Source organism: Bacillus sp. ISL-47, assembly GCF_018613175.1.
Taxonomy (GTDB): domain Bacteria; phylum Bacillota; class Bacilli; order Bacillales; family Cytobacillaceae; genus Cytobacillus.
In genome coordinates, this window is the sequence record NZ_JAGGQS010000048.1 from 13,831 (window position 1) to 35,722 (window position 21,892).

18 protein-coding genes and 1 pseudogene are annotated in these 21,892 nt (G+C 41.1%); 17 read left to right on the forward strand and 2 right to left on the reverse strand.

The window, feature by feature from the left end; all coding sequences use genetic code 11:
* The first annotated feature begins 8 nt into the window (after positions 1 to 8).
* From J7I93_RS16510 to J7I93_RS16555, 10 genes and pseudogenes are all read left to right on the forward strand, one after another.
* Entirely contained in the window at positions 9 to 1,991 is a 1,983-nt protein-coding gene (locus J7I93_RS16510; protein ID WP_214726984.1) for a TRAP transporter permease, read from the forward strand.
* Between the two features lie 69 nt (positions 1,992 to 2,060).
* A complete protein-coding gene (locus tag J7I93_RS16515) occupies positions 2,061 to 2,810 on the forward strand; it encodes an SDR family NAD(P)-dependent oxidoreductase (protein ID WP_214726986.1) in 750 nt (249 codons plus the stop codon).
* Between the two features lie 92 nt (positions 2,811 to 2,902).
* Positions 2,903 to 4,324: pseudogene (locus J7I93_RS16520) on the forward strand (FAD-binding oxidoreductase).
* A 51-nt stretch (positions 4,325 to 4,375) separates the two neighbouring features.
* Complete coding sequence (locus J7I93_RS16525; RefSeq protein ID WP_214726987.1) at positions 4,376 to 5,563, forward strand: CaiB/BaiF CoA transferase family protein; 1,188 nt, start codon at positions 4,376 to 4,378, stop codon at positions 5,561 to 5,563.
* A gap of 36 nt (positions 5,564 to 5,599) precedes the next feature.
* The gene (locus tag J7I93_RS16530) at positions 5,600 to 6,385 is read left to right on the forward strand and encodes an SDR family NAD(P)-dependent oxidoreductase (RefSeq protein WP_214726988.1); all 786 of its coding nucleotides are present in this window, start codon (positions 5,600 to 5,602) and stop codon (positions 6,383 to 6,385) included.
* 235 nt (positions 6,386 to 6,620) lie between these two features.
* Complete coding sequence (locus J7I93_RS16535; protein WP_214726989.1) at positions 6,621 to 8,033, forward strand: FAD-binding oxidoreductase; 1,413 nt, start codon at positions 6,621 to 6,623, stop codon at positions 8,031 to 8,033.
* On the forward strand, positions 8,030 to 9,316 hold the full coding sequence (locus J7I93_RS16540; RefSeq protein ID WP_214726990.1) for a (Fe-S)-binding protein: 1,287 nt from the start codon (positions 8,030 to 8,032) through the stop codon (positions 9,314 to 9,316). The genes J7I93_RS16535 and J7I93_RS16540 overlap by 4 nt, the downstream gene beginning before the upstream one ends.
* Positions 9,317 to 9,352: 36 nt before the next feature.
* On the forward strand, positions 9,353 to 10,333 hold the full coding sequence (locus J7I93_RS16545) for a 2-hydroxyacid dehydrogenase (RefSeq protein WP_214726991.1): 981 nt from the start codon (positions 9,353 to 9,355) through the stop codon (positions 10,331 to 10,333).
* A 48-nt stretch (positions 10,334 to 10,381) separates the two neighbouring features.
* Positions 10,382 to 11,086 (forward strand): RraA family protein, encoded by a 705-nt coding sequence (locus J7I93_RS16550; protein WP_214726992.1) that lies wholly within the window; start codon positions 10,382 to 10,384, stop codon positions 11,084 to 11,086.
* Positions 11,087 to 11,117: 31 nt separating this feature from the next.
* Positions 11,118 to 11,993, forward strand: coding sequence for a fumarylacetoacetate hydrolase family protein (locus tag J7I93_RS16555; protein ID WP_214726993.1), 876 nt, complete (start codon positions 11,118 to 11,120; stop codon positions 11,991 to 11,993).
* A gap of 40 nt (positions 11,994 to 12,033) precedes the next feature.
* Here the strand turns inward: J7I93_RS16555 and J7I93_RS16560 are convergent, their stop codons facing one another.
* The gene (locus tag J7I93_RS16560; RefSeq protein WP_214726994.1) at positions 12,034 to 13,737 is read right to left on the reverse strand and encodes an IlvD/Edd family dehydratase; all 1,704 of its coding nucleotides are present in this window, start codon (positions 13,735 to 13,737) and stop codon (positions 12,034 to 12,036) included.
* Between the two features lie 431 nt (positions 13,738 to 14,168).
* Between J7I93_RS16560 and J7I93_RS16565 the strand changes: the two genes are divergently transcribed.
* The 7 genes from J7I93_RS16565 (at position 14,169) to J7I93_RS16595 (ending at position 20,927) form a co-directional block, all read left to right on the forward strand.
* The gene (locus J7I93_RS16565; RefSeq protein WP_214726995.1) at positions 14,169 to 15,437 is read left to right on the forward strand and encodes a nickel pincer cofactor-dependent isomerase, group 22; all 1,269 of its coding nucleotides are present in this window, start codon (positions 14,169 to 14,171) and stop codon (positions 15,435 to 15,437) included.
* A gap of 13 nt (positions 15,438 to 15,450) precedes the next feature.
* Complete coding sequence (locus tag J7I93_RS16570) at positions 15,451 to 15,753, forward strand: UxaA family hydrolase (RefSeq protein WP_214726996.1); 303 nt, start codon at positions 15,451 to 15,453, stop codon at positions 15,751 to 15,753.
* The gene (locus tag J7I93_RS16575; RefSeq protein WP_214726997.1) at positions 15,753 to 16,922 is read left to right on the forward strand and encodes a UxaA family hydrolase; all 1,170 of its coding nucleotides are present in this window, start codon (positions 15,753 to 15,755) and stop codon (positions 16,920 to 16,922) included. Before J7I93_RS16570 ends, J7I93_RS16575 begins: the two co-directional genes overlap by 1 nt.
* A gap of 123 nt (positions 16,923 to 17,045) precedes the next feature.
* Positions 17,046 to 17,831, forward strand: coding sequence for an SDR family oxidoreductase (locus J7I93_RS16580; protein ID WP_214726998.1), 786 nt, complete (start codon positions 17,046 to 17,048; stop codon positions 17,829 to 17,831).
* A gap of 49 nt (positions 17,832 to 17,880) precedes the next feature.
* A complete protein-coding gene (locus tag J7I93_RS16585) occupies positions 17,881 to 18,654 on the forward strand; it encodes an enoyl-CoA hydratase/isomerase family protein (protein WP_214727000.1) in 774 nt (257 codons plus the stop codon).
* 48 nt (positions 18,655 to 18,702) lie between these two features.
* A complete protein-coding gene (locus J7I93_RS16590) occupies positions 18,703 to 19,854 on the forward strand; it encodes an acyl-CoA dehydrogenase family protein (RefSeq protein WP_214988223.1) in 1,152 nt (383 codons plus the stop codon).
* The gene (locus J7I93_RS16595) at positions 19,851 to 20,927 is read left to right on the forward strand and encodes an acyl-CoA dehydrogenase family protein (protein WP_214727001.1); all 1,077 of its coding nucleotides are present in this window, start codon (positions 19,851 to 19,853) and stop codon (positions 20,925 to 20,927) included. The genes J7I93_RS16590 and J7I93_RS16595 overlap by 4 nt, the downstream gene beginning before the upstream one ends.
* Before the next feature lie 33 nt (positions 20,928 to 20,960).
* Here the strand turns inward: J7I93_RS16595 and J7I93_RS16600 are convergent, their stop codons facing one another.
* Positions 20,961 to 21,881, reverse strand: coding sequence for a LysR family transcriptional regulator (locus J7I93_RS16600; protein ID WP_214727002.1), 921 nt, complete (start codon positions 21,879 to 21,881; stop codon positions 20,961 to 20,963).
* Positions 21,882 to 21,892 lie beyond the last annotated feature (11 nt).

The following is a 21,892-nucleotide window of genomic DNA, read 5'->3' on the forward strand; positions in this document are numbered from 1 at the left end:
AATGAACGTTGAGTCAATTAACGAACCAAGTACAAAATGAAGAAGAGATCCTTAAAAAATATGACAGTGAATTTAGAACCCGAGACTACCTCGGCGTAACTGCCAAAGTAGTTACAGGGATATTGATAATATGGTCTGTTTTTCAGCTTTACACTAGCAGTTTGGGGATTTTGGAAGCTATTAAGATGCGTGCGTGGCACCTTGGTTTTCTGCTTATTCTGTCATTCCTCATTTATCCAGCATCAAAAAAATCAGCAAATAGCCGGAAATTGCCGACTGTTTGGGACATGATATGCATCCTGCTGACATTCATTTCAATTGGGTATTTACTATTAACATATGACACTTTTGCAAGGGAAAGATTTGGTATTCATGTTGAGATGGATTATTACATGGCTGCTATAGGAATCCTTGTTGTCTTTGAAGCCAGCCGAAGGGTTGTCGGGAATGCACTCACAATCATCTGTGCTGTTTTTCTAATTTATAATTTCATAGGCGCATATATTCCAGGTACACTCGGCCATGTAGGCTTTAGTTTTGAACGCGTTACGGATATTATGTTCTGGGGCAGCCAGGGGATATTCGGTATCGCTTTAGGTGTTTCTGCAACCTATATCTTTTTATTTGTTTTATTTGGGGCATTTTTGAAAAACAGCGGTTTTACAGACTTCATTAATGATATTGCTCTATCCATTGCCGGCTGGACTGCAGGCGGACCAGCGAAAGTATCCGTTATCGGAAGCGGGTTTATGGGGATGGTAAATGGAAGCGCGGTGGCAAATGTTGTTACAACAGGAGCTGTGACCATACCTTTAATGAAAAAAACAGGCTATAAATCAAAGTTTGCCGGAGCAGTAGAGGCTGTAGCTTCAACAGGTGGCCAATTCGCGCCTCCAATTATGGGAGCAGCGGGCTTTATCATGGCAGAGTTTTTAGGGGTTCCTTACAGAACCATCATGCTCGCAGCGATTATTCCAGCATTTCTTTATTACGTAACAGTTTTCATGGTTGTTCATTTTGAAGCAAAAAGAATAGGGCTAACTGGAATTTCAAAAGAAAATATCCCCAATATGCTCAATGTCTTGAAAGAAAGAGGCCATTTGCTCTTGCCCCTTGTTATATTAATAGGTTTGCTCAGCACAGGGGTAACACCTTTATATGCAGCAGTATTTGCTTTAATTTCTACCGTTCTGGCAAGCTGGATTAGAAAATCAACTAGAATGAACTTTAAAACGATCGTAGATTCTTTAGTTGAAGGCAGCAAGGGAGCAATTGGAGTCGGTATTGCGTGTGCTATTGTCGGTGTGGTTGTGGGAACCATTTCATTGACAAGCTTGGGATTAACATTAGGAAACAACATTCTTGCCTTGGCAGGAGATAACTTGATTATTGCAGCTATCCTTACAATGTTAATTAGTATCATCCTGGGAATGGGTATTCCTGCTACTGCTGCTTATATTATCGTTGCTACTATTGCGGCACCTTTGCTTGTCAAGCTTGGCGTACCTCCTTTAGCGGCACACATGTTTGCATTCTTTTACTCAGCGCTTTCAAACATAACGCCTCCTGTGGCGCTTGCTTCCTATGCTGCAGCAGGGCTTGCCGGTGCTTCCCCAAACAAAGTTGGGATGGAAGCAATGAGAATTGGAATAACAGGGTTTATCATTCCTTTTTTCTTCCTTTTCAATCCGGTCCTTTTATTCAACGGTGACTCTGTTGCCTCAAGCTTAATCGCTATGGCTACATCTACTATTGGTGTAGTGTGTTTGGCTGGAGGATTGCAAGGGTGGTTCGTAACGAGAACAAACTTAATTCAAAGAATTGCTCTATTTGTTACAGCATTTTTGATGATAAAGCCAACGTTATTGACTGACATTTTAGGACTGTCGATATTAGCTGCCGTTATCATTTGGCAAAAAATGTCCTCAATTAATATTAAAGATCAAAAAAATAATGATGTAAGTGAAACAACAAGCAACATATCAGGTTAATGCAATTTAATTTATGGCTGCAATTAATTTGCAGCCATAAAATTATAAATAGTCAAAAGGTGGATTGCTATGAATACTGATCAAAAAAAGGTTGCCTTAATAACAGGAGGCAGTTCGGGAATCGGGCAGGCTTCGGCAAAGGAATTAGCAGAAAAAGGATATAAAGTTGTTGCAGCGTATAATTCAAATTTAAGTGGTGCTCAAGAAACAAAACAAATAGTAGAGAATGCAGGCAGTGAGTGCCTGATCTTTAAAGCAGATATAACCGTTAAGAAAGAGGTTCAAAACCTGGTAGAGGAATCAATAGAAGCTTTTGGACAAATAGATGTATTAGTAAATAACGCAGGAGCAGCCATAAAACGCAGTTCTTTTTTAGATATTGATGAAGAGCTTTGGCAAAAAACTTACGATGTCAATGTAAAAAGTGTATTTCTCGTATCACAGGCAGTCCTAAAGCATATGGTGCCCCGTAAGACAGGAAGGATCATAAATATCTCATCAGTAGCTGCAAGGCTTGGGGGGCCTGGTGAAAGCATTCACTATGCATCAGCAAAAGGTGCAGTTAACACTCTTACTGTTGGCCTGTCAAAGGAATTTGCCCCACACGGAATCTTAGTGAATGGAATTGCCCCTGGATTTATCCTTACACCTTTTCAGGATAAATATTCGACTCAGGAACGGATTGACCGCATTGTGCCTACCATCCCAATTGGCAGAGCAGGAACTTCAGAGGATATTGCAAAGGTTGTAGGGTTTCTTTCATCCGATTCTGCTAACTATATGATGGGTGAAATCATAACAGTCAGCGGCGGAAGATAGAAGTTTAAGCAGGAGAGTGCAGTGCAATAAATAATGCTGCCAGATTAGGGTGCAGCTGCCAAACATGGATGATAAAAAGAGGGGGGAACTTTATGACATATAGAAAAATAGACTCGGATCTTCTTGAAAGGCTATATGGGATCATCCCTGATCGGAACCGTATTTTGACTGAGGACATTGATCTATTAAGTTATTCGTTTGACGCCTCTTTTGGCAGCTTTAAACCTGAAGTGGTCATCCAGCCTCTCCAAACACGTGAAATCTCCAGCATTGTTAAATTTGCTAATGAAAATAAAATCCCCATTTACCCCAGGGGACAATCCACTAGCTTATCAGGCGGACCATTGCCTGTTAAGGGAGGGATTGTCCTGGATTTATCCCAGATGAAGAGCAAATTGCAAATTCACCCTGATGATTTAATTGCTATTGTTTCACCTGGTGTTATCACTGCAGATATTCACAAAGCCGCCGAAGAATACGGGTTAATGTATCCGCCAGACCCGAGTTCCTCATCCATTTGTACCATTGGCGGCAATCTGGCGGAAAATTCCGGGGGACCAAGATGTTTGAAATATGGTGTCACAAAAGATTATGTTCTTGGTTTGGAAGTGGTAACCCCTAAAGGGGAGATCGTCCGGACAGGCGGAAAAACGATGAAGAATGTAACTGGTTATGACCTTACTAAACTTTTGGTTGGATCGGAAGGAACCCTTGGAATTATTACTGTAGCTATCCTTCAACTTATTCCTAAACCAAAATCCGACGAAACGCTTCTTGCTGCTTTTGCAGATATTGAAACAGCAGGAGAAACGGTCTCCAAAATCCTTACTTCCGGACTGTTGCCTTCAAAGCTGGAGATAATGGACTAGGGATGTATTCAATCAGTTGAAGCATATTCACCCAGCGGGCTTCCTCTTGATGCGGAAGCTGTTCTTTTAATTGAAGTCGACGGGCATCCCTCAGCAACAAAAGAAGAAATTATGGAAATAGCCGAAAAGTGCAGGGAGATTGGAGCTAAGATGGTTAAAATAGCCGATTCAGGTGAAGAAAGCAGCCAATTGTGGAAGGCAAGAAAATTACTGTCTCCTGCCATTACTCGTATAAAACCTACAAAAATATCGGAAGATGCAACCGTTCCTTTGAGCCAAATTCCTGTGATGTTTAAGAGATTAAAAGAGATCAGGGAAAAATACAATGTCAGCTTAGTGGTCTGCGGCCATGCAGGTGATGGCAACCTTCACCCAAATATTGTGGCGGATATACGTAATCAGGAGGAAATGGAAAGAGCTGAGAAAGCAGTTGAAGAAATTTTCAGAGCTGCAGTCGAATTGGGGGGAACCCTTTCCGGCGAACATGGGATTGGAACGATGAAAGCACCCTTTATGGAACTGGAAGTAGGTAAAGAAGGGATTGAATTAATGAAATCAATTAAGCGGGCATGGGATCCTAATAATATACTGAATCCCGCAAAAATCTTTCCTGAACCTGATCAAAAGTTTTTGCTGAGACATTGACTCTTCGTTCCATAAATAAATATAAAAACACTTTACATAGGAGGAATACACATGAAACAGCCATTAGAGGATATAAAGGTACTGGATTTATCAAGGGTCTATGCTGGTCCGGGCGGATCAATGATTTTAGGAGACCTGGGAGCAGATGTGGTTCGAATTGAATCACCAAAAGGAACTGACAGTATGAGGGATTGGGTACCTTTTATTGAGGGAGAAAGCACTTATTATATGTGCGCGAACCGAAATAAAAGGTCCATTACACTGAACCTGAAGGATCAAACAGGAAAAGAATTATTATTAAAACTGGTTAAGGACGCTGATGTTGTTTTAGAGAATTTTAAAACTGGAACATTGAAAAAAATGGGCCTTGGGTATGAAGAACTAAAAAAAGAAAATCCAAGCATCATTTTATGCTCTGTAACAGGATACGGCCAAACAGGCCCTTTTAGCCATGAACCTGGATTTGACCCCGTGATTCAAGCTATTGGAGGTATTATGGATGTCACCGGTTTCCCCGATGGAGAACCAACGAGGGTAGGAGTTCCTGTTGTTGATATAATGACTTCTCAATACGTTGCCATCAGCATCATTTCTGCTCTAAGGTTAAGAGATCATACAGGAGAAGGGCAGCATATCGACATTTCATTATTGGATGTTCAATTAAGCTCCCTTGCAAATGTCGCAAGCAGCTATTTAAATACAGGCTCCATCTCTGAAAGAATTGGAAACAGCCACAGCTACATTGTTCCTTATCAGGTTTTTCAATGCCAGGACAGACCGTTGATGGTATGTGCAGGAAATGATCGTTTATATAAAAAGCTATGCGACGTTTTAGGGCATTCCGAGTGGGCAGAAAATGAAAAATATATAACCAATAACAAACGGATTGAAAATCGTGATGAATTAACAAGCCAAATCCAGGCGGTTTTTTCCGGTAAAACAGCTGATGAGTGGTTTCATTTGCTCTCGGATGCGGGTGTACCAGCCGGACCGGTTAATAACATTGAACAAGTTTTTGAACATCCTCAAGTTAAAGCAAGGGAAACGGTTGAAGAGGTATCACACCCAACACTTGGAACCATAAAATTGGTGAAGAGCCCAATAAGGTTTTCAGGGCTGGAAATACAAACAAAAAATCCCCCTCCTTTATTAGGCGAACATACAGAGGAATTTTTGGAGAAGGAGCTGGGAATCAGCAAGGACGAGATTGCCAGGTTAAGAGAGGAAGGAATTATCTAACTTCAATTCTTATAAACTATGAAAGGAAGTTTTTGGATGGATTTAGGATTAAAGGGAAAGGTAGCTATTGTCACAGGCGGAAGCAAGGGAATTGGCTTTGAAACAGCTTTTCAGCTAGTAAATGAAGGAGCAAAAGTGGCAATCTGCGGACGGGGAATAGAAGCATTAAACGAAGCTGTCCAATTCATTTATAAGGAGACTGGAGAGAAGATTTTGGCTATACAGGCTGATGTCTCCAAAGCGGAGGATTGCAATAAATTAATTGAAGAAACAGCATCCCATTATGGGGCTATTGATATTTTGATAAATAATGCGGGAACATCATCTGCACATGCTTTTGAAGAGGTAAATGAAGAAATGTGGGAAGAAGATTTTGGTTTAAAGCTGTTTGGCGGGATAAATTGTTCAAGAGCGGCCGTGAAGCATATGAAAATAAACGGCGGGGGAGCCATTGTAAATATTACTGCAGTAATCGGAAAAGCACCGCCTGCTTCGTCCCTGCCTACATCGGCTACCAGAGCAGCAGGGATTGCGTTGACGAAAGCTATGAGCAGAGATCTTGGGAAATACTCCATCCGGGTTAATACAGTCTGTATTGGATTAATTCGCAGCAGCCAGATTGAAGAAAAGAAGTGGAAAAAGAATGCAAGCCACTTGACATGGGAAGAGTTCTCGACGGATCCCGGACACGATATTCCGCTTGGAAGGATAGGAGAGACTTCAGAGGCAGCAAAGGTTATTGCATTCCTAGCTTCTGATGCAGCCTCATACGTATCGGGGACATCAGTCAATGTAGATGGCGGAAAGGGAGCTGTCGATTAACAGTATTTCTAAAATTTAAAAGGGATACAATATCCAGTATCCGTAAGGAGGAAGAATGTGGAGGAGCTTACAATTGTTATTGACGGTGAGCAAGGGGAAGGCATCGAAAGTACCCTAAGTGAAAGTATGAAAGATAAGCTGATTAAGAGGTTTATTTGATATGGGAGCACTAAAACATAGCTGAGGTCATATTTGCAGCTAATGTTTGGCTCCCTCTTTCTGGAGGAGATATCCATTGGAAAATGCGGATAATATTTATCGGCAATTAAAAGAGGTTATTACAGATCCAAATAGAATTCTTTCTAATATAGAAGATCTCTGCAGCTATTCGTTTGATGCCTCATTTGGAAGCTTTCTGCCTGAATTTGTTGTCCAGGTTACTTCAGCTGATGAGGTTTCCAAGGTCATGAAAATTGCCAATAAAGAAAAAGTTCCTGTTACACCAAGAGGCAGTGCATCAAGCTTAAGTGGTGGTCCCCTGCCGGTAAAAGGCGGGATAGTGCTCGATGTTTCGCTATGGAATGATCTCTTACTAATAGATCCAGATGATCTGGTCGCTGTTGTTTCCCCTGGAATTATTACGGCAAGGATTGATGAAGCTGCGAATAAATACGGATTAATGTATCCGCCTGATCCCAGCAGTTCTAATATATCCACAATAGCAGGCAACCTTGCGGAGAATTCGGGTGGTCCACGAGGTTTAAAGTACGGTGTAACAAAGGATTATGTGCTTGGTCTTGAATTTGTAACGCCTGAAGGCAATATTATCCGGACAGGGGGAAGAACAGTCAAGAACGTTACCGGTTATGACTTGACAAAGCTGATTGTCGGATCAGAAGGCACCCTTGGCGTAATTACTGAAGCAACTTTGAGATTGTTGCCAAAGCCCCCGGCTTCCGAGACATTGATGGCCATTTTTGATGACCTTATCAGCTCTGGAAAGGCTATTTCTAAAGTTCTAAGCTCAGGGATCATTCCTTCGAAAATAGAGTTAATGGATCAGGCATCCATTAGGGCCGTGGAAGATTATCAGCCGCTCGGGCTGCCGTTGGATGCTGAGGCCATCCTGTTAATTGAATTGGATGGACACCCATCTGCAATCAGGGATGAAATCATTAAAGTCAAAGAAATTATGGACCTTACTGGGGCCATTCAAACGGTTATTGCCGATACAGAAGATGAAGCGAAAGAACTTTGGAAAGCCCGTAAACTGGTTTCACCAGCCATTGTAAAAACAAAACCTACCAAAATATCAGAGGATGCTACTGTTCCGAGAAGCCAAATTCCCGAATTTTTCAAGAGATTAAATGATATTAAGAAAAAGTACGATGTTTCTCTTGTTGTTTTTGGCCATGCAGGAGATGGAAATTTACACCCAAATATAATCTGTGATAAACGGGATAAGGAAGAAATGGTCAGGGTTGAAAAGGCGGTAGCTGAAATCTTTAAGACTGCTGTAGAGCTCGGGGGAACACTCTCTGGGGAACATGGCATCGGCACCATGAAAGCCACATTTATGGAGCTTGAGCTAGGAGAGCATGGTGTTGATATGATGAAGCGAATTAAGCAGGCCTGGGATCCTAATAATATTATGAATCCTGGGAAAATTTTTCCTGAAAAAGGTCAAAAGTTGGTGTTAAGTGAATGAATGGAGTTGAAAGCCTGGCCTACAATGAAACTTTTAATTGCGTTCAATGCGGCTATTGCCTGCCAGCTTGCCCTACTTATAAAACAATGAAAAAGGAAACTCATTCACCAAGAGGCAGAATAAATCTAGTAAAAATGGCTGCTGAAGGAAAAATTTCTATAGACAAATTGATGGAGCCAATAGATCTATGTTTAGGATGCAGGGCCTGTGAGAGAGTCTGTCCGACCAATGTTCAATATGGCGCCATTTTGGAATCAGCAAAAGAAGTTCTACAACAGAAAAAGACGCAGAAGATGTCCTATACGGGAAAAACAGTCAAGAACATGGTGTATAACCAGTTCTTCCCAAAGAAACAAAATTTAACGATGGCGGGACATTTGCTTTGGTTCTATCAAAAAACTGGCTTGAAAAGTGTTGCCCATTCAACAGGGTTGATAAACATTCTTCCTGAAAATTTAGCAGCATTTGATAATGTTATTCCTGCTGTACCCAGTCCGGCCGCAAGAAAGAGACGGCTGCAGATTCTTAAACCGAATGGTGAAGTAAAATACCGGGTTGCCTTTTTTACCGGCTGTGTAATGGATGCCGTTTTCCATAAAATTAATGATTTAAGCATGAAGCTTTTGCAGGCAGGAGGCTGTGAAGTCACAATTATACCCGAACAAACCTGCTGCGGGGCCCTTCATAGCCATAGCGGAGAGGTGAACCTGGCAAAAGAACTTGCAAAGAAAAACATTGGCGCATTTGAAAATGTAACCTATGATTATTTGATTAACAATGCTGGTGGCTGCGGTGCCATGCTGAATGAATACGGCCATCTTCTTAAGGATGAACCAGAATGGAAAAATAGGGCAGACAAATTTGCTCTTAAGAGTATTGATATTAGCGTTCTGTTAAGCAAGCTCGAATTGCCGCTCAAAAAAGAGATTGATAAGATTGCAACCTATCAGCCTTCCTGCCATATGAAAAATGTTCAAAAGGTAGACAAAGAGCCACTTGCACTAATGTCATCAATTAAAGGATTGTCCATAAGAAGAATGGAAAATGAAGATATGTGCTGCGGGTCAGCTGGAGTTTATAATATCGTAAACTATAAAGAATCTATGAAGATTTTGGATGAAAAGATGATTGATATGAAGAAAACAGCCCCGCATGTCATTGTTACAACGAATCCAGGGTGTTTACTTCAAATGAAGCTGGGAATTGATAGGGAAAAAATGAATGAGAAAACAGAAGCGGTCCATTTAGTTGAACTTCTTGCAGAATCCTGCGAAATTTCATAACCCTGCAATCTATAAAAGAATGATTAAGGAGCATATATGAAACCAAAAGTTATTATTTATAAAAAGATTCCTCATACAGTACTTGCTTATATTAAGGAACATTGTCATGTGAGCTATTATGAAAATCTGGACAACTGGTTAAATCCGCAGTTTTTAAAGGACTTAAGCGATGCTCAAGGGCTGATCGGCAGCAGTATGAGCATAAACAAAGAATTGCTGGATAAAGCCCCTCAATTAAAAATTGTCTGCAATGCATCAGTCGGATATAACAATTTTGATATGGATGAGCTTACAAGAAGGGGAATTATGGCGACTAATACACCTGATGTTTTAACAGATACAACGGCTGATACCATTTTCGGTTTATTGCTTTCTGCATCAAGAAGGATTTGTGAAATGGATAGATTTGTAAAGGATGGAAAGTGGGAAAAGCTTATCGGCGAGGATTTATTTGGCACAGATGTCCATCATAAAGTCCTGGGGATTATCGGTATGGGCAGAATCGGCTCAGCTATTGCCAAGCGGGCAAGCCTCGGGTTCGATATGGAAATCTTGTACCATAACCGAAGCAGGAATGAAAATGCCGAGAAACGATATGGTGCAAAAAGAGCTGAGCTTAAAGAGCTTTTGTCCAAATCGGATTTTGTGTGTTTAATGACTCCGCTCACGGATGAAACGAAAAATTTAATCAGTTATCCTGAATTTAAATTGATGAAAAAAACCGCGTTTTTTATAAATGGTTCCAGGGGTGAAACCGTGAATGAAGAAGCGCTGGTGAAGGCTTTATATACAAAAAAAATAGCAGGGGCAGGGCTTGATGTCTATAGTGAAGAACCAATTAATCCTGATCACCCGCTCCTAAAGTTAAAAAATGCCGTTACACTGCCGCATATGGGTTCAGCTACTGCAGAAACAAGAACTAAAATGGCGTTACTTGCTGCAGAAAACCTCGTAAAGGGAGTATCTGGCGAAACACCGCCATCCCTATTAAATAAATCTCTAATATCAGTAAAATGATTTTGACTTTAAGATCCTTCCTCAACATTCAATCCAGGAGGCGGTTAGATGGGAAACACAGGCTATCGTGTAATTAAAGATTTTGGACGGCTGGATCAGAGTATAATAGATGGCTACAAATATATTTCTACTCCTGTTATTGGAGATGTAATGGGAAGAATGAGAGTTATGAATTATGCTATTAAACCAGTCAATATTTCCGGTGTCCACATGGCTGGGAGAGCATTGACAGTAAGGACACATCCATCGGATAATTTACTTGTACATAAAGCAATGGATCTTGCCCAGCCTGGAGATATTATTGTTGTTGATGCAAGCGGTGATACGGAACATGCCATCATAGGTGAAATCATGTCCTACTATGCAAAAACGAAAGGGGTTGGCGGGTTTGTAATAGATGGAGCAATCCGGGATCGAATGCAAATTGCCAAACTGGGGCTGCCTGTTTTTGCAAAAGGATCTACACCGAGAGGGCCATATAAGGAAGGACCGGGTGAAATTAACACAGTTATTAGCTGCGGAAACGTCCCCGTGTCACCTGGTGACGTCATTATCGGTGATGATGATGGGGTAGTTGTCGTTCCTAAAGGAGAAGCCCATGTTATTTTGGAAAAAGCGACGGAGTTGTCGGAGAAGGAAGAAGAAATACTCCGTGCCATTGGGCAAGGAAAGTGGGATAGGTCATGGGTGGATAAAATTTTAAAGGAAAAAGGGATTGAAATCGAAGAAAGAAATGAAAAAGCAACAATTTAATTGCTTAGCCATTTTATAGGGAGATGAAATTATGAGATTAGCTACTGTAAAAAGATTTGGAGAAGAGAAAGCAGCAATTATTACTGGACAGGGAGCAATATTAATAGAAGCCATCAATAAAAACCTGAATTTAAACTGGGCTTCAAATCTCCTTGATATTATTGAATCAGGCCAGCTAAAACATTTGACAGACTGGTATAATAAAGACGGAAAAAGCTTGATTGAAGATTTTTATGAAGTGATACCAGCAAGCACTATTGAATATGGTCCATTGTACAGATTCCCAAAAAAGATCTGGGGGATAGGGCTAAACTATGTGGAGCATGCTGCTGACTTAAGCGAGTCTGCCCCTAATACAGAGCCGGCAAGCTTTATGAAGCCAACAACAGCCATTATTGGTCCAAATGATGCAATAAAGATACCTCATCAATCGAACCGTACGACAGCAGAGTCTGAATTGGGTGTCATTATCGGCAAAGAATGCAAGGACGTTTCCATAGAAGATGCCCCCAATGTCATTGCTGGATTTACAACGATTATAGATATGACAGCTGAAGATATTTTACAGGTAAATCCCCGCTATTTGACCCGTTCGAAAAGTTTTGATACTTTCTTTAGTTTTGGACCGCAGTTAGTGACACCAGATGAAGTCGAAAATGTACTTAATTTAAATGTTTCTACTGTTATCAACGGAAAATTGCACCGGAAAAACATTGTTTCAAACATGACATTTAATCCTTGGCACTTAGTTTCTTTCCATTCAAAAGTTATGACACTTCTTCCTGGTGATATTATTTCTACCGGTACACCAGGAGCAGTCGTCATACGGGATGGGGATGTAGTAGAATGCCAGATTGATGGATTCGAAACATTGGCCAACCCGGTTAGGGATTTAAAAGTGAACTAATTTAAAATGGCTGTGCCCATAACGGGCACAGCCATTTTTATTAATCATTATTTGGCTTGTATAGCAAAAAGTCAAAATCACAGCCCTGATCAGCCTGGAGAACATGCTTTTGATATAGGGATGCATAGCCCCTCTCAAGAAATGATGGTGGCTGCCACTCCGAACGCCGTTTATCCAATTCCTCTTCTGGTACATGCAGCTGAAGAATACGTTCTTCTACATTGAGTTCAATGATGTCTCCGGTTTTAACCAGTCCGATTGGACCCCCAGCAGCTGCTTCTGGTGCTGCATGGAGTATAACTGTTCCAAAGGCAGTTCCGCTCATCCTCGCATCAGAGATGCGAATCATATCACGGATCCCCTGTTTTAGGAGTTTCTGCGGGATCGGAAGCATTCCTGCCTCAGGCATACCTGGACCGCCTACCGGTCCTGCATTTTGCAGCACCATGATATCATCTGGTAAGATATCCAGCTCCGGATCATCGATTCGTTCTTCAAGATCCTTTAATGAAGAAAAAACGACTGCACGGCCTTTATGTTTTAATAACTCCTTGGAAGCTGCCTTTGGTTTTATGACGGCTCCATTGGGTGCAAGGTTTCCTTTTAATACGGCTATGCCGCCTTCACCATGCAATGGTTTTTCAAACCGTGTAATAATATCGCGGTATGTATCTGAGCACTTGATATTCTCCAGGTTTTTACCCATGGTTTGTCCAGTGACCGTTAATTCATCGGTATGCAGCAATGATTCCAGCTCTTTTAAGACAACTGGGGCCCCGCCCGCTTTAAAGAAGTCCTCCATTTGATACTTGCCAGCTGGGCGCAAGTTGGCGATAAATGGAGTGGTTCGGCTTAATTCATCAAAAAGATTTAATGGCAGTTCAATATTCAGACGCCCTGCAATAGCTATTAGATGGATAACGGCATTCGTCGATCCCCCGACAGCCATCAGCATTCGAATTGCATTTTCGATTGATTTCCTTGTAATAATCTGTGAAGGGGTAATATCTTTTTCTACTAATTCAACAATTTTTTTCCCAGTTTGGACAGCATGCTCGAGCCTGCGGTTATGTGTTGCAGGTATGGCAGCACCGCCAGGAAGCATCATTCCCATCGCTTCTGCACAAACCGCCATCGTACTGGCACTCCCCATAACCATACAATGTCCGGCAGTGGGTGCCAGCGCTTTATTGATTTCTTCAATTTCCTGATCATTTACTTTTTCTCCGCGATATTCCTGCCAGAAATATCTGCAGTCCGAACAAGCTCCCAGCGTTCGGCCCTCATACTCGCCATTATTCATCGGTCCTCCTGTAATAAGAATAGAAGGAATATCAGCACTGGCGGCACCCATCAATTGAGATGGAGTAACTTTATCGCATCCCCCAATTAATACAACCCCATCAATAGGCTGTGCACGTATCATTTCCTCTGTATCCATTGCAGCTAGATTTCTATAAAGCATTGTGGTTGGGCTAGTATTTATTTCACCCAAAGATATAGTAGGAAATTCTAAAGGGATTCCGCCAGCCATTAGAACGCCGTTTTTAATAGCAGTAATTAAAGGTTCAATATGGGAATGGCACCGATTGATTTCACTCTTTGTATTGCAAATGCCAATAACCGGTTTATTAAAATCCTCCGGGTCATATCCCAGATGTCTATTAAAGGCTTGTCTAATAAACTGGCTAAACCCTTTATCTCCATAAGAGGTCAATTTCTTCTTTTTAATTTCTTCTGTCATGATCTTATTCTCCTTTTTTATAGAATTTTAGTTCTATTAATCTTGTCTGTAGATTTTCGTTGGTGAAATCTACAGTCTGAGTTATTCCGGGGAGCTCTCGGCGGTCTGTTCCTGCAGGCTTACCTATTAATTTTCTCTCCCGATTGGTTATCATTGAGAAACTCGCATAGCATGCGGGGAAGCAAAACCATTCTTAGAATTTACAAGTCATTAGCTCCAATCTAAATTGTGCCAAAAATTAAAAACACTAATTGAAAATTATGAATATAATTATATTTTATTTTATTAGTAATTTCTATAAAATTTTATATATTATTAATGAAAGTCAATAATTCATTGACATAATTTTCAGAAATATTCTATACTTGGTATATATGATTAACTTTTTTCCATAAATAATAAACTGATTGAAATTGAAAGGGAGTGAAGAGATGTTTGAGCTTTTTGAAATCGAACAGCAGTTTCCAGATGATAGACTTACCGATATAAAAGGGAAAATTCATAGTGAACTAAATCAATACCTGCGTACTGAACATTTGCCTAAAGGAGCAGAGATTGCGATTACAGCCGGGAGCAGGGGAATATCAAATATCGTACTAATTCTTAAAGAAACGGCAACTTTTTTAAAAAATTTAGGGTATAGGCCGTTTCTGGTTCCTGCAATGGGCAGCCATGGGGGGGCGACAGCAGAAGGCCAGGTAGAGGTGCTTAAACATTTGGGCATTACTGAAGAAACAGTTGGTGCAGAAATCCGTTCTTCCATGGACGTTGAGCTTTTGGGACATACACCAAAAGGGCAGCCGGTTTATATGGATAAAATCGCGTATCATGCTGATGGAATCCTGGTTATTAACCGAATTAAAGCACACACAGCTTTTAGAGGAAGAGTGGAAAGCGGCTTGAGCAAAATGGTCACAATTGGCCTGGGGAAGATTAAGGGAGCTTCTTTTGTTCACAGTGATGGCGCTTTAAAGATGGCAGAAAATATTGAAGAAGTTTCATCTTTTGCTCTTCAACATAGTCCAATTTTAATGGGATTGGCCATTATCGAAAATGGATATGATGAAACGGCTGATATAGCAGGTGTAACAGTGGAAAGCTGGCATTCCAAGGAAGAGGAACTTCTTCATTATTCTAAGTCCATGATGCCGAGCCTGCCAGTCAATAATATTGACCTTCTGCTGGTTGAAGAAATGGGTAAGTGCTTTAGCGGTACGGGAATGGACCCTAATATTATCGGAAGATGGCGAATTGATGGGGTAGAGGAACCGAAATTTCCTGCTGTAAGCAAACTGGCGGTTCTGGACTTGGCAGAAAGGTCCTTTGGCAACGCTCAAGGAATTGGATTGGCTGATTTTACAACACAAAGATTGGTGGATAAAATGGACCGCAAATCTACATACACAAATGCACTAACAGCCACATATTTAAGGCGCGCGATGCTGCCAATGATTTATGATACAGAAAAAGAAACAGTAGAAACAGCCATTTACAGCCTAGGTCCGAAAATTGACAAGGGGACTATTAAACTTGTCCAAATTCCTAATACACTCCATTTAAATCGAATATTTGCAACTTCTCCCGTTCTAGAGGAGTTAAAGAGATCAAATCGTAAGTTTACTATAAAAGGTTCTCATCAGCTGACATTTGACGAGAGCGGTGACATATTAAAGAAATTGACTGTCCACCAGTATAGTTAACTAGGAGGTTAACATGGAAAACACTATTAATCTTCAAAAAGCTGCTCTTGTTATAGATCCTTCAGATAATGTGGCGGTTGCCCTCACTGACCTGAAAAAAGGGGAAATGTGTTTTTTGCGCTTCAGTGACAAAGAGGAAGAGGTAACGCTCCTTGAAGATATAGCTTTTGGCCATAAACTGGCAATCTTTGATATTGAAAAAGATGAAAGCGTTTTAAAGTATGGTGAGGAAATTGGAAAAATGTTGGTCAGTGTTCAAAAGGGAGCTTATATTCATAACCATAATATGTACTGTGAAAGGGGTATGAAATCATAATGGCAGATACATTTATGGGATTCAGGAGAAAAAATGGAACTGTAGGCGTCCGTAATCAAATAGCCATTATCCCATCTGTTTTTTGCTCGGCAAAAGTGGCAGAAAGAATAGCTTATCAGGTGCCAGGCAGCGTATATTTTAGGCACCCAGTGGGATGCAGCCAGGTTGGGGAGGATTTAGAGGTTACTGCTAAAACGCTAATAGCGATTGGGAAAAATCCCAATTTTGCCGGAGTTGTAGTGGTAGGTTTGGGATGTGAAAGATTTTCTCCCTATGAATTAGCAGAAGGGATTGCTCCAGCAAATAAAATGCTGGAAACAGTCATTATTCAAACGGAAGGAGATTCTCTGGCAGCGATTCAAAAAGGAAGCAAGATTGCACGGGAAATGCAGCAAATTGCCTCCGGGCAGGTTCGTGAGGAGGTTCCTGTAAGTGAATTAATGATCGGACTTAACTGCGGGGGTTCTGATATGACATCCGGATTAATTGCAAATCCAGCTTTGGGCATAGCTTCGGATAAACTTGTGTCACAGGGAGGCTCTTCAATATTAAGTGAAATTACAGAATTAATCGGAACAGAGGATATCTTGGCAAGAAGAGCGATTAATGAAAATGTAGCAAAGGAAATTAGGGAAACGATTTATCGTACAGAAGAAAAACTAAGAAGACAGACACAGAACTCAAGCAATAAAGACAGAACCCACTTAATTTCTACAGGAAACTATGCTGGCGGATTATCAAGCGTCGTTGAGAAGTCTCTTGGCAGCATGAAAAAGTCCGGCAATTCTCCCTTTTCAGGTGTCATTCAATATGGGCATCAGCCAGATAAAAAAGGGTTATTTTTACTTGATTCTCCTGGCCACGATGGTGAAGTATCAACAGGGGAAGCGGCAGCAGGAGCCCAAATTATTCTATTCCCAACCGGAAGGGGAACACCTACAGGGTTTCCAGGTGTGCCAGTAATAAAAATCACAGGCAATCCGAAAACCTACACAAAAATGAGGGAAAATATCGATATTAACGCAGGCCAAGTTTTAACTGGTGAAAAGTCATTAGAACAAATGGGAAATGAAATTTATCAGGAGATTTTAGAGGTAGCTTCCGGGAAGCATGTAAAAGCAGAAGTTCTGGGTCATGATGAACAATTCTGTGTAACTAGGCTGCCATAATTAAGAATAGCAATAATTTAGTAAAGGCATGTGAAAGCTCATTGTTAATTGGAGTTGGATGAACAGGCAGGTTTAACAGGGCCTAAAATTAATAGTAGGGGATTAAAGAAAGGCGGTTTTTTAATGGAACTTAATCTAGCAGGAAAAGTAGCATTGGTTATTGCATCAAGCCAGGGGTTAGGAAAAGCGATAGCATCAGAATTGGCCAAAGAGGGTGCCAACGTCATGCTTACGAGCCGAAATGAAGATAAGCTTCAAACAGCAAGAGAAGAGCTTGATAGATTGGGTAAAGGGAAAATATCCTATTATCCTTGCGATATAACAAAACCTGAGGAGATAGAGGCCCTTATCCGAAAAACAAAAGAAGAATTAGGAAAGATTGATATTCTGGTCAATAATGCAGGCGGACCTCCAGGGGGGACGTTTGAGAAATTTAACGACGAAGATTGGCAAAACGCATTTGAATTAAATCTGCTAAGCTATGTTAGGCTGATCAGGGCTGCCCTTCCTGACTTAAAGAAAGATGGGGGACGAATTATCAATATTGCTTCATCCTCTATTAAGACTCCAATCCCAGGTCTTATTTTATCGAATACATTCCGTTTGGGAGTTGTCGGACTTGCAAAAAGCCTGGCAGAAGAGCTGGCACCTTATAATATCCTGGTAAACACTGTAGCTCCTGGCAGAATTGCGACTGATCGGGTAGCTTTTCTGGATCAAATGAAAGCGGAAAATCAGGGGAAAACACGCGAGGAAGTTGAAGAAGCCTCTAAGAAGACGATTCCTTTAGGACGCTATGGCCATCCGGAAGAATTTGCAAAGGTAGTTGCCTTCCTGGCTTCAGATGCAAGTTCGTTTGTTACCGGTACTTCTCTCTTGGTTGACGGTGGAATGGTAAAAGCCATCTAATATTGGAATATAAAGTTCAATAATCAGTTTTTCAAGGAAGTGAATATTTTTGAGTATTATTTTTAAAGAAAACGAAGAAACGGCTATTTTACAGCTTTATAGGGAAAATGGCTATAATGCGCTGGACTATGAAACTTTCTTGCAGCTGCATGATTCACTCATAAAAATTAAGGAATCTGATTCATATAAAACAGTCATTATTACAGGCTCAGGCTCTATTGCTTTTACTGCAGGGGCAGATTTAAAAGAAAGGATAAACATGGGCCCCCAGGAGGTACAGGATTATCTGGACAAAGCCAGACAAACTTATCGTGAAATTGAAAGTCTCCCTCAGCCTGTTATTTCGGCAGTAAACGGTTTATGCATTGGCGGAGGATTGGAAATGTCTCTTGCCTGTGATCTAAGAATAGCAGCTTCCCATAGCTTATTCAGTCTTCCCGAAGTCAAAATTGGAATTATCCCTGGTGTGGGAGGAACACAAAGACTTTTAAGAGCAGTCGGTGAATTGCACGCAAAAGAGCTTATCTTTACCGGCAAGAAGATAACCGCAGAGAGGGCTTTATCCATCGGTTTGATCAGTGAGGTTGTTGAAGGAAGACCAGTTTTGGAAAGGGCTTTGGAAATTGCAGAAGAGATAAATCAGAATGCGCCGCTGTCACTAAAAGAATCAAAAGCTGCCATCAATTTTGGACGCAGCGTCACACTTGAAGAGGGGCTTTTTTATGAAGCTGAAGCATATGGAAGAGTGCTGAATACTGAAGACCGAAATGAGGCACTTGCTGCTTTCAGGGAAAAGCGGAAACCAGTTTTTAAAGGCAGATAAAGATCGGTTATATGTCTGCTTTACTCTTTGAAGAACGGAGGCATTATTTTGAAAGAATTAAAACTGCCGAATGTTGAATTATCTGAAAAAACCGAATATTTACGTAAGGAAATACGAGAGTTTTTAAGTATGGAGAGAAGCCGAGGGAGCTTTGAACCAAAATGTGATACATGGCTTGGCGGTTATTCAGCTGAATTTAGCCGTAAGATTGGTGAACAAGGCTGGCTTGGAATGACATGGCCAAAAAAATATGGAGGTCATGAACGATCAGCATTAGAACGATTTGTTGTGACCGAAGAGCTATTGGCAGCTGGTGCACCTGTTGCGGCACATTGGTTTGGAGATCGTCAAACGGGACCTTTATTGCTGCGCTATGGAACAGAAGAACAAAAGCAGCGCTTTTTACCTTTGCTTGCCAAGGGTGAAATCTTTTTTGCAATAGGGTTAAGTGAACCTAATTCCGGTTCAGACCTTGCTTCAGTTTCCACAAAGGCTAAAAAATCAGGTAATAAATGGATTATAAATGGCAGCAAAATATGGACCAGCGGAGCCCATCACGCCCATTATATGATCACTTTAGTGCGAACTGCCCCTTTAGGAGAGAAAAAACATGAAGGATTAAGCCAAATACTGCTTGATCTATCAGCTCCAGGCATTACAATCCGCCCAATACACCTAATGACGGGAGAACATCATTTTAATGAAGTCATAATGGAAGATGTTGAGGTATCAGAGGACATGATTATAGGGGAGGAAGGTGGAGGCTGGAAACAGAGTCTGGCAGAACTGGCATATGAACGCAGCGGTCCAGAACGGTTTATGAGTACATACCCTCTTTTGGAAGAATTAGTGAGGAAGCTTTCAGATTCTGACAGTGATTATGCAAAGATTGCGGTTGGACGGCTTGTTTCAAGGCTATGGACCCTCCGAAAGATGTCTTTAGGTGTCGCTGGTATGCTGGAACAAGGAAAATCACCGGAAATAGCGGCCGCACTTGTTAAGGATTTAGGAACAGAATATGAAAACGAGATTATCAAAATTGCACGGCTCCTGATCCCAAGCCACCCTTCTGTAACAGCTGATTCCAATTTTGATGCCTTATTGGCTCAGGCTATTCTTCATGCACCAGGGTTTACTTTACGAGGAGGAACAACAGAAATTCTGCGCGGAATTATTGCAAGGGGGTTAGGTGTTCGATGAGTGAGATAAGGTCAATGCTGGAGGATACCGTTAGCAAGGTATTAAGGGACCTATGTACGAAGGAGTTAATATTAGCAGCAGAAAAAGGTGAATTTCCTGAAACACTGTGGGAGACACTTGGAGAGCTTGGTGTCAATGCAGTTGGCATTCATGAAGAGAAAGGCGGGTCCGGCGGAGATTTAGGCGACTTTATGGCTTTGCTTAAGATTGTTGGGTATTATGCTGCTCCTGTGCCCTTGGCAGAACATTTTCTCTCTAATTACGCTTTGTCAGAATGTGGGTTGCCTGTTACTAATACTATTAGTACATTTTCTTTTGAAAACGAAATTGATTTTGATAAAACCGATTCAGGATGGATACTATCGGGGATAGCTAAACATGTCCCTTGGGCCCGAAACGCCAAAACGATTACGATCTTAGGTAAAACCTTTGATAATCAATATAAAATTGCCAATGTTCGCCTGGAGGAATGTCAGGTCCGCAATCATGAAAATTTAGCTGGAGACCCTCGTGATGAAGTGATGATGAATCATATCCTCTTGGGTGATAATGAAGTAACGGCCATAGATCATAGTATAGCAGGACAAATTCTTGACTTGGCTACTCTGACGAGAGTTATGCTTATGACGGGTTCTATGGAAAGAACGTTGGGGTTATCGGTTACTTATACAAAAGAAAGAACACAATTCGGCCGTCCAATTGGCAAATTTCAGGCTGTTCAGCAGAAGCTTGCTATTTTGGCTGGAGAAACAACAGCATCAATGGCTGTTGCAGATTTTATTATCACAAATATTGATGCCGGGATCAGTACCGAAGAAGCTTCAATGGCGAAAATCCAGCTTGGTGATGCAGCACAGGAAGGGTCACGTATTGCCCACCAGGTACATGGGGCGATGGGGTTTACAGATGAACACCCGCTTCACCAAAGTACACGGCGATTATGGGCCTGGCGTGATGAATACGGAATGGAGAGTATGTTAGCCAAGAAACTTGGGGAAAAGATCCTAAGTCATCCGCAAGACCTATGGGGATTTATTACAAAACCCGCGAAGGCTACGGCAGATAAAAGGTAAAAAATCAGGTCCCTGTTGATGGGACCTGATTTTTTATATTGCTCCATCCAATAAGTAAGGCTGAGTCTCCCGAATAAATTTGACGAAATTATCGATGGCACCTGTCATTATTAAATCTTTTTGGTATATTAAATTTGAATACCTCATAATTTGAGGGAAATCTTCTACTTTAACCAGCTTTATTGTTCCGTTCTCAAGCTCACTCTGGACAGAGATTTGGGGCAAGATTGAAATCCCCATATTGATTTCAATCATTTTTTTTACTGCATTAATATCATTCAGCTCCATGCCGGTTTTAATCGTATAGCCCATATTGGTAAAGGCACCTTGCACCTGTGGCCAGAAGCTTGATTTTTTGCCGTAAACAATAAATTCTTCCTGAACAATGTCTTCAATTGAGACACTTTTTGAATCAGCCAGGGGGTGATGCGGTGAAACAACAAAAACAGCAGGATCCTGCCCAATTAGTTCACTATGTAGAAAGTCGTCGCTAAAGTCCGGGGTACTAGTTCTGGCAATGGCAAAATGAACCTCCCGGTTATAAACCATTTCAATCATTTTAGGCGTAAATTCAGTATGCAAAATGATGTCTACAGAAGGATACATATGGTTGAAATTTTCAAGGATTTTAGGCAAAATCCAATAACAAAATGAATGGGATGTGACCAAAGATAACGAACCTGAATGGCCCTGCTTATAATCGGCCAATGAATCTTCAGCCTCACGGACAAGGGAAAGGATTTGCGTGGAATATTGGTATAAAATTTTCCCGGCATCCGTTAAATTGCCCATCGCTTTATTTTTTCGGTTGAATAACTGCAAACCCAAATCTTCCTCCAAGCTTTTGATGTGAGCGCTTACAGTAGGCTGTGAAATAAAAAGCTCCTTAGCTGCATTTGAAAAATTTTTATGTTTATATATTGTATTAAAAACCTCTAACTGTTTGATATCCATTTTAATTGTCA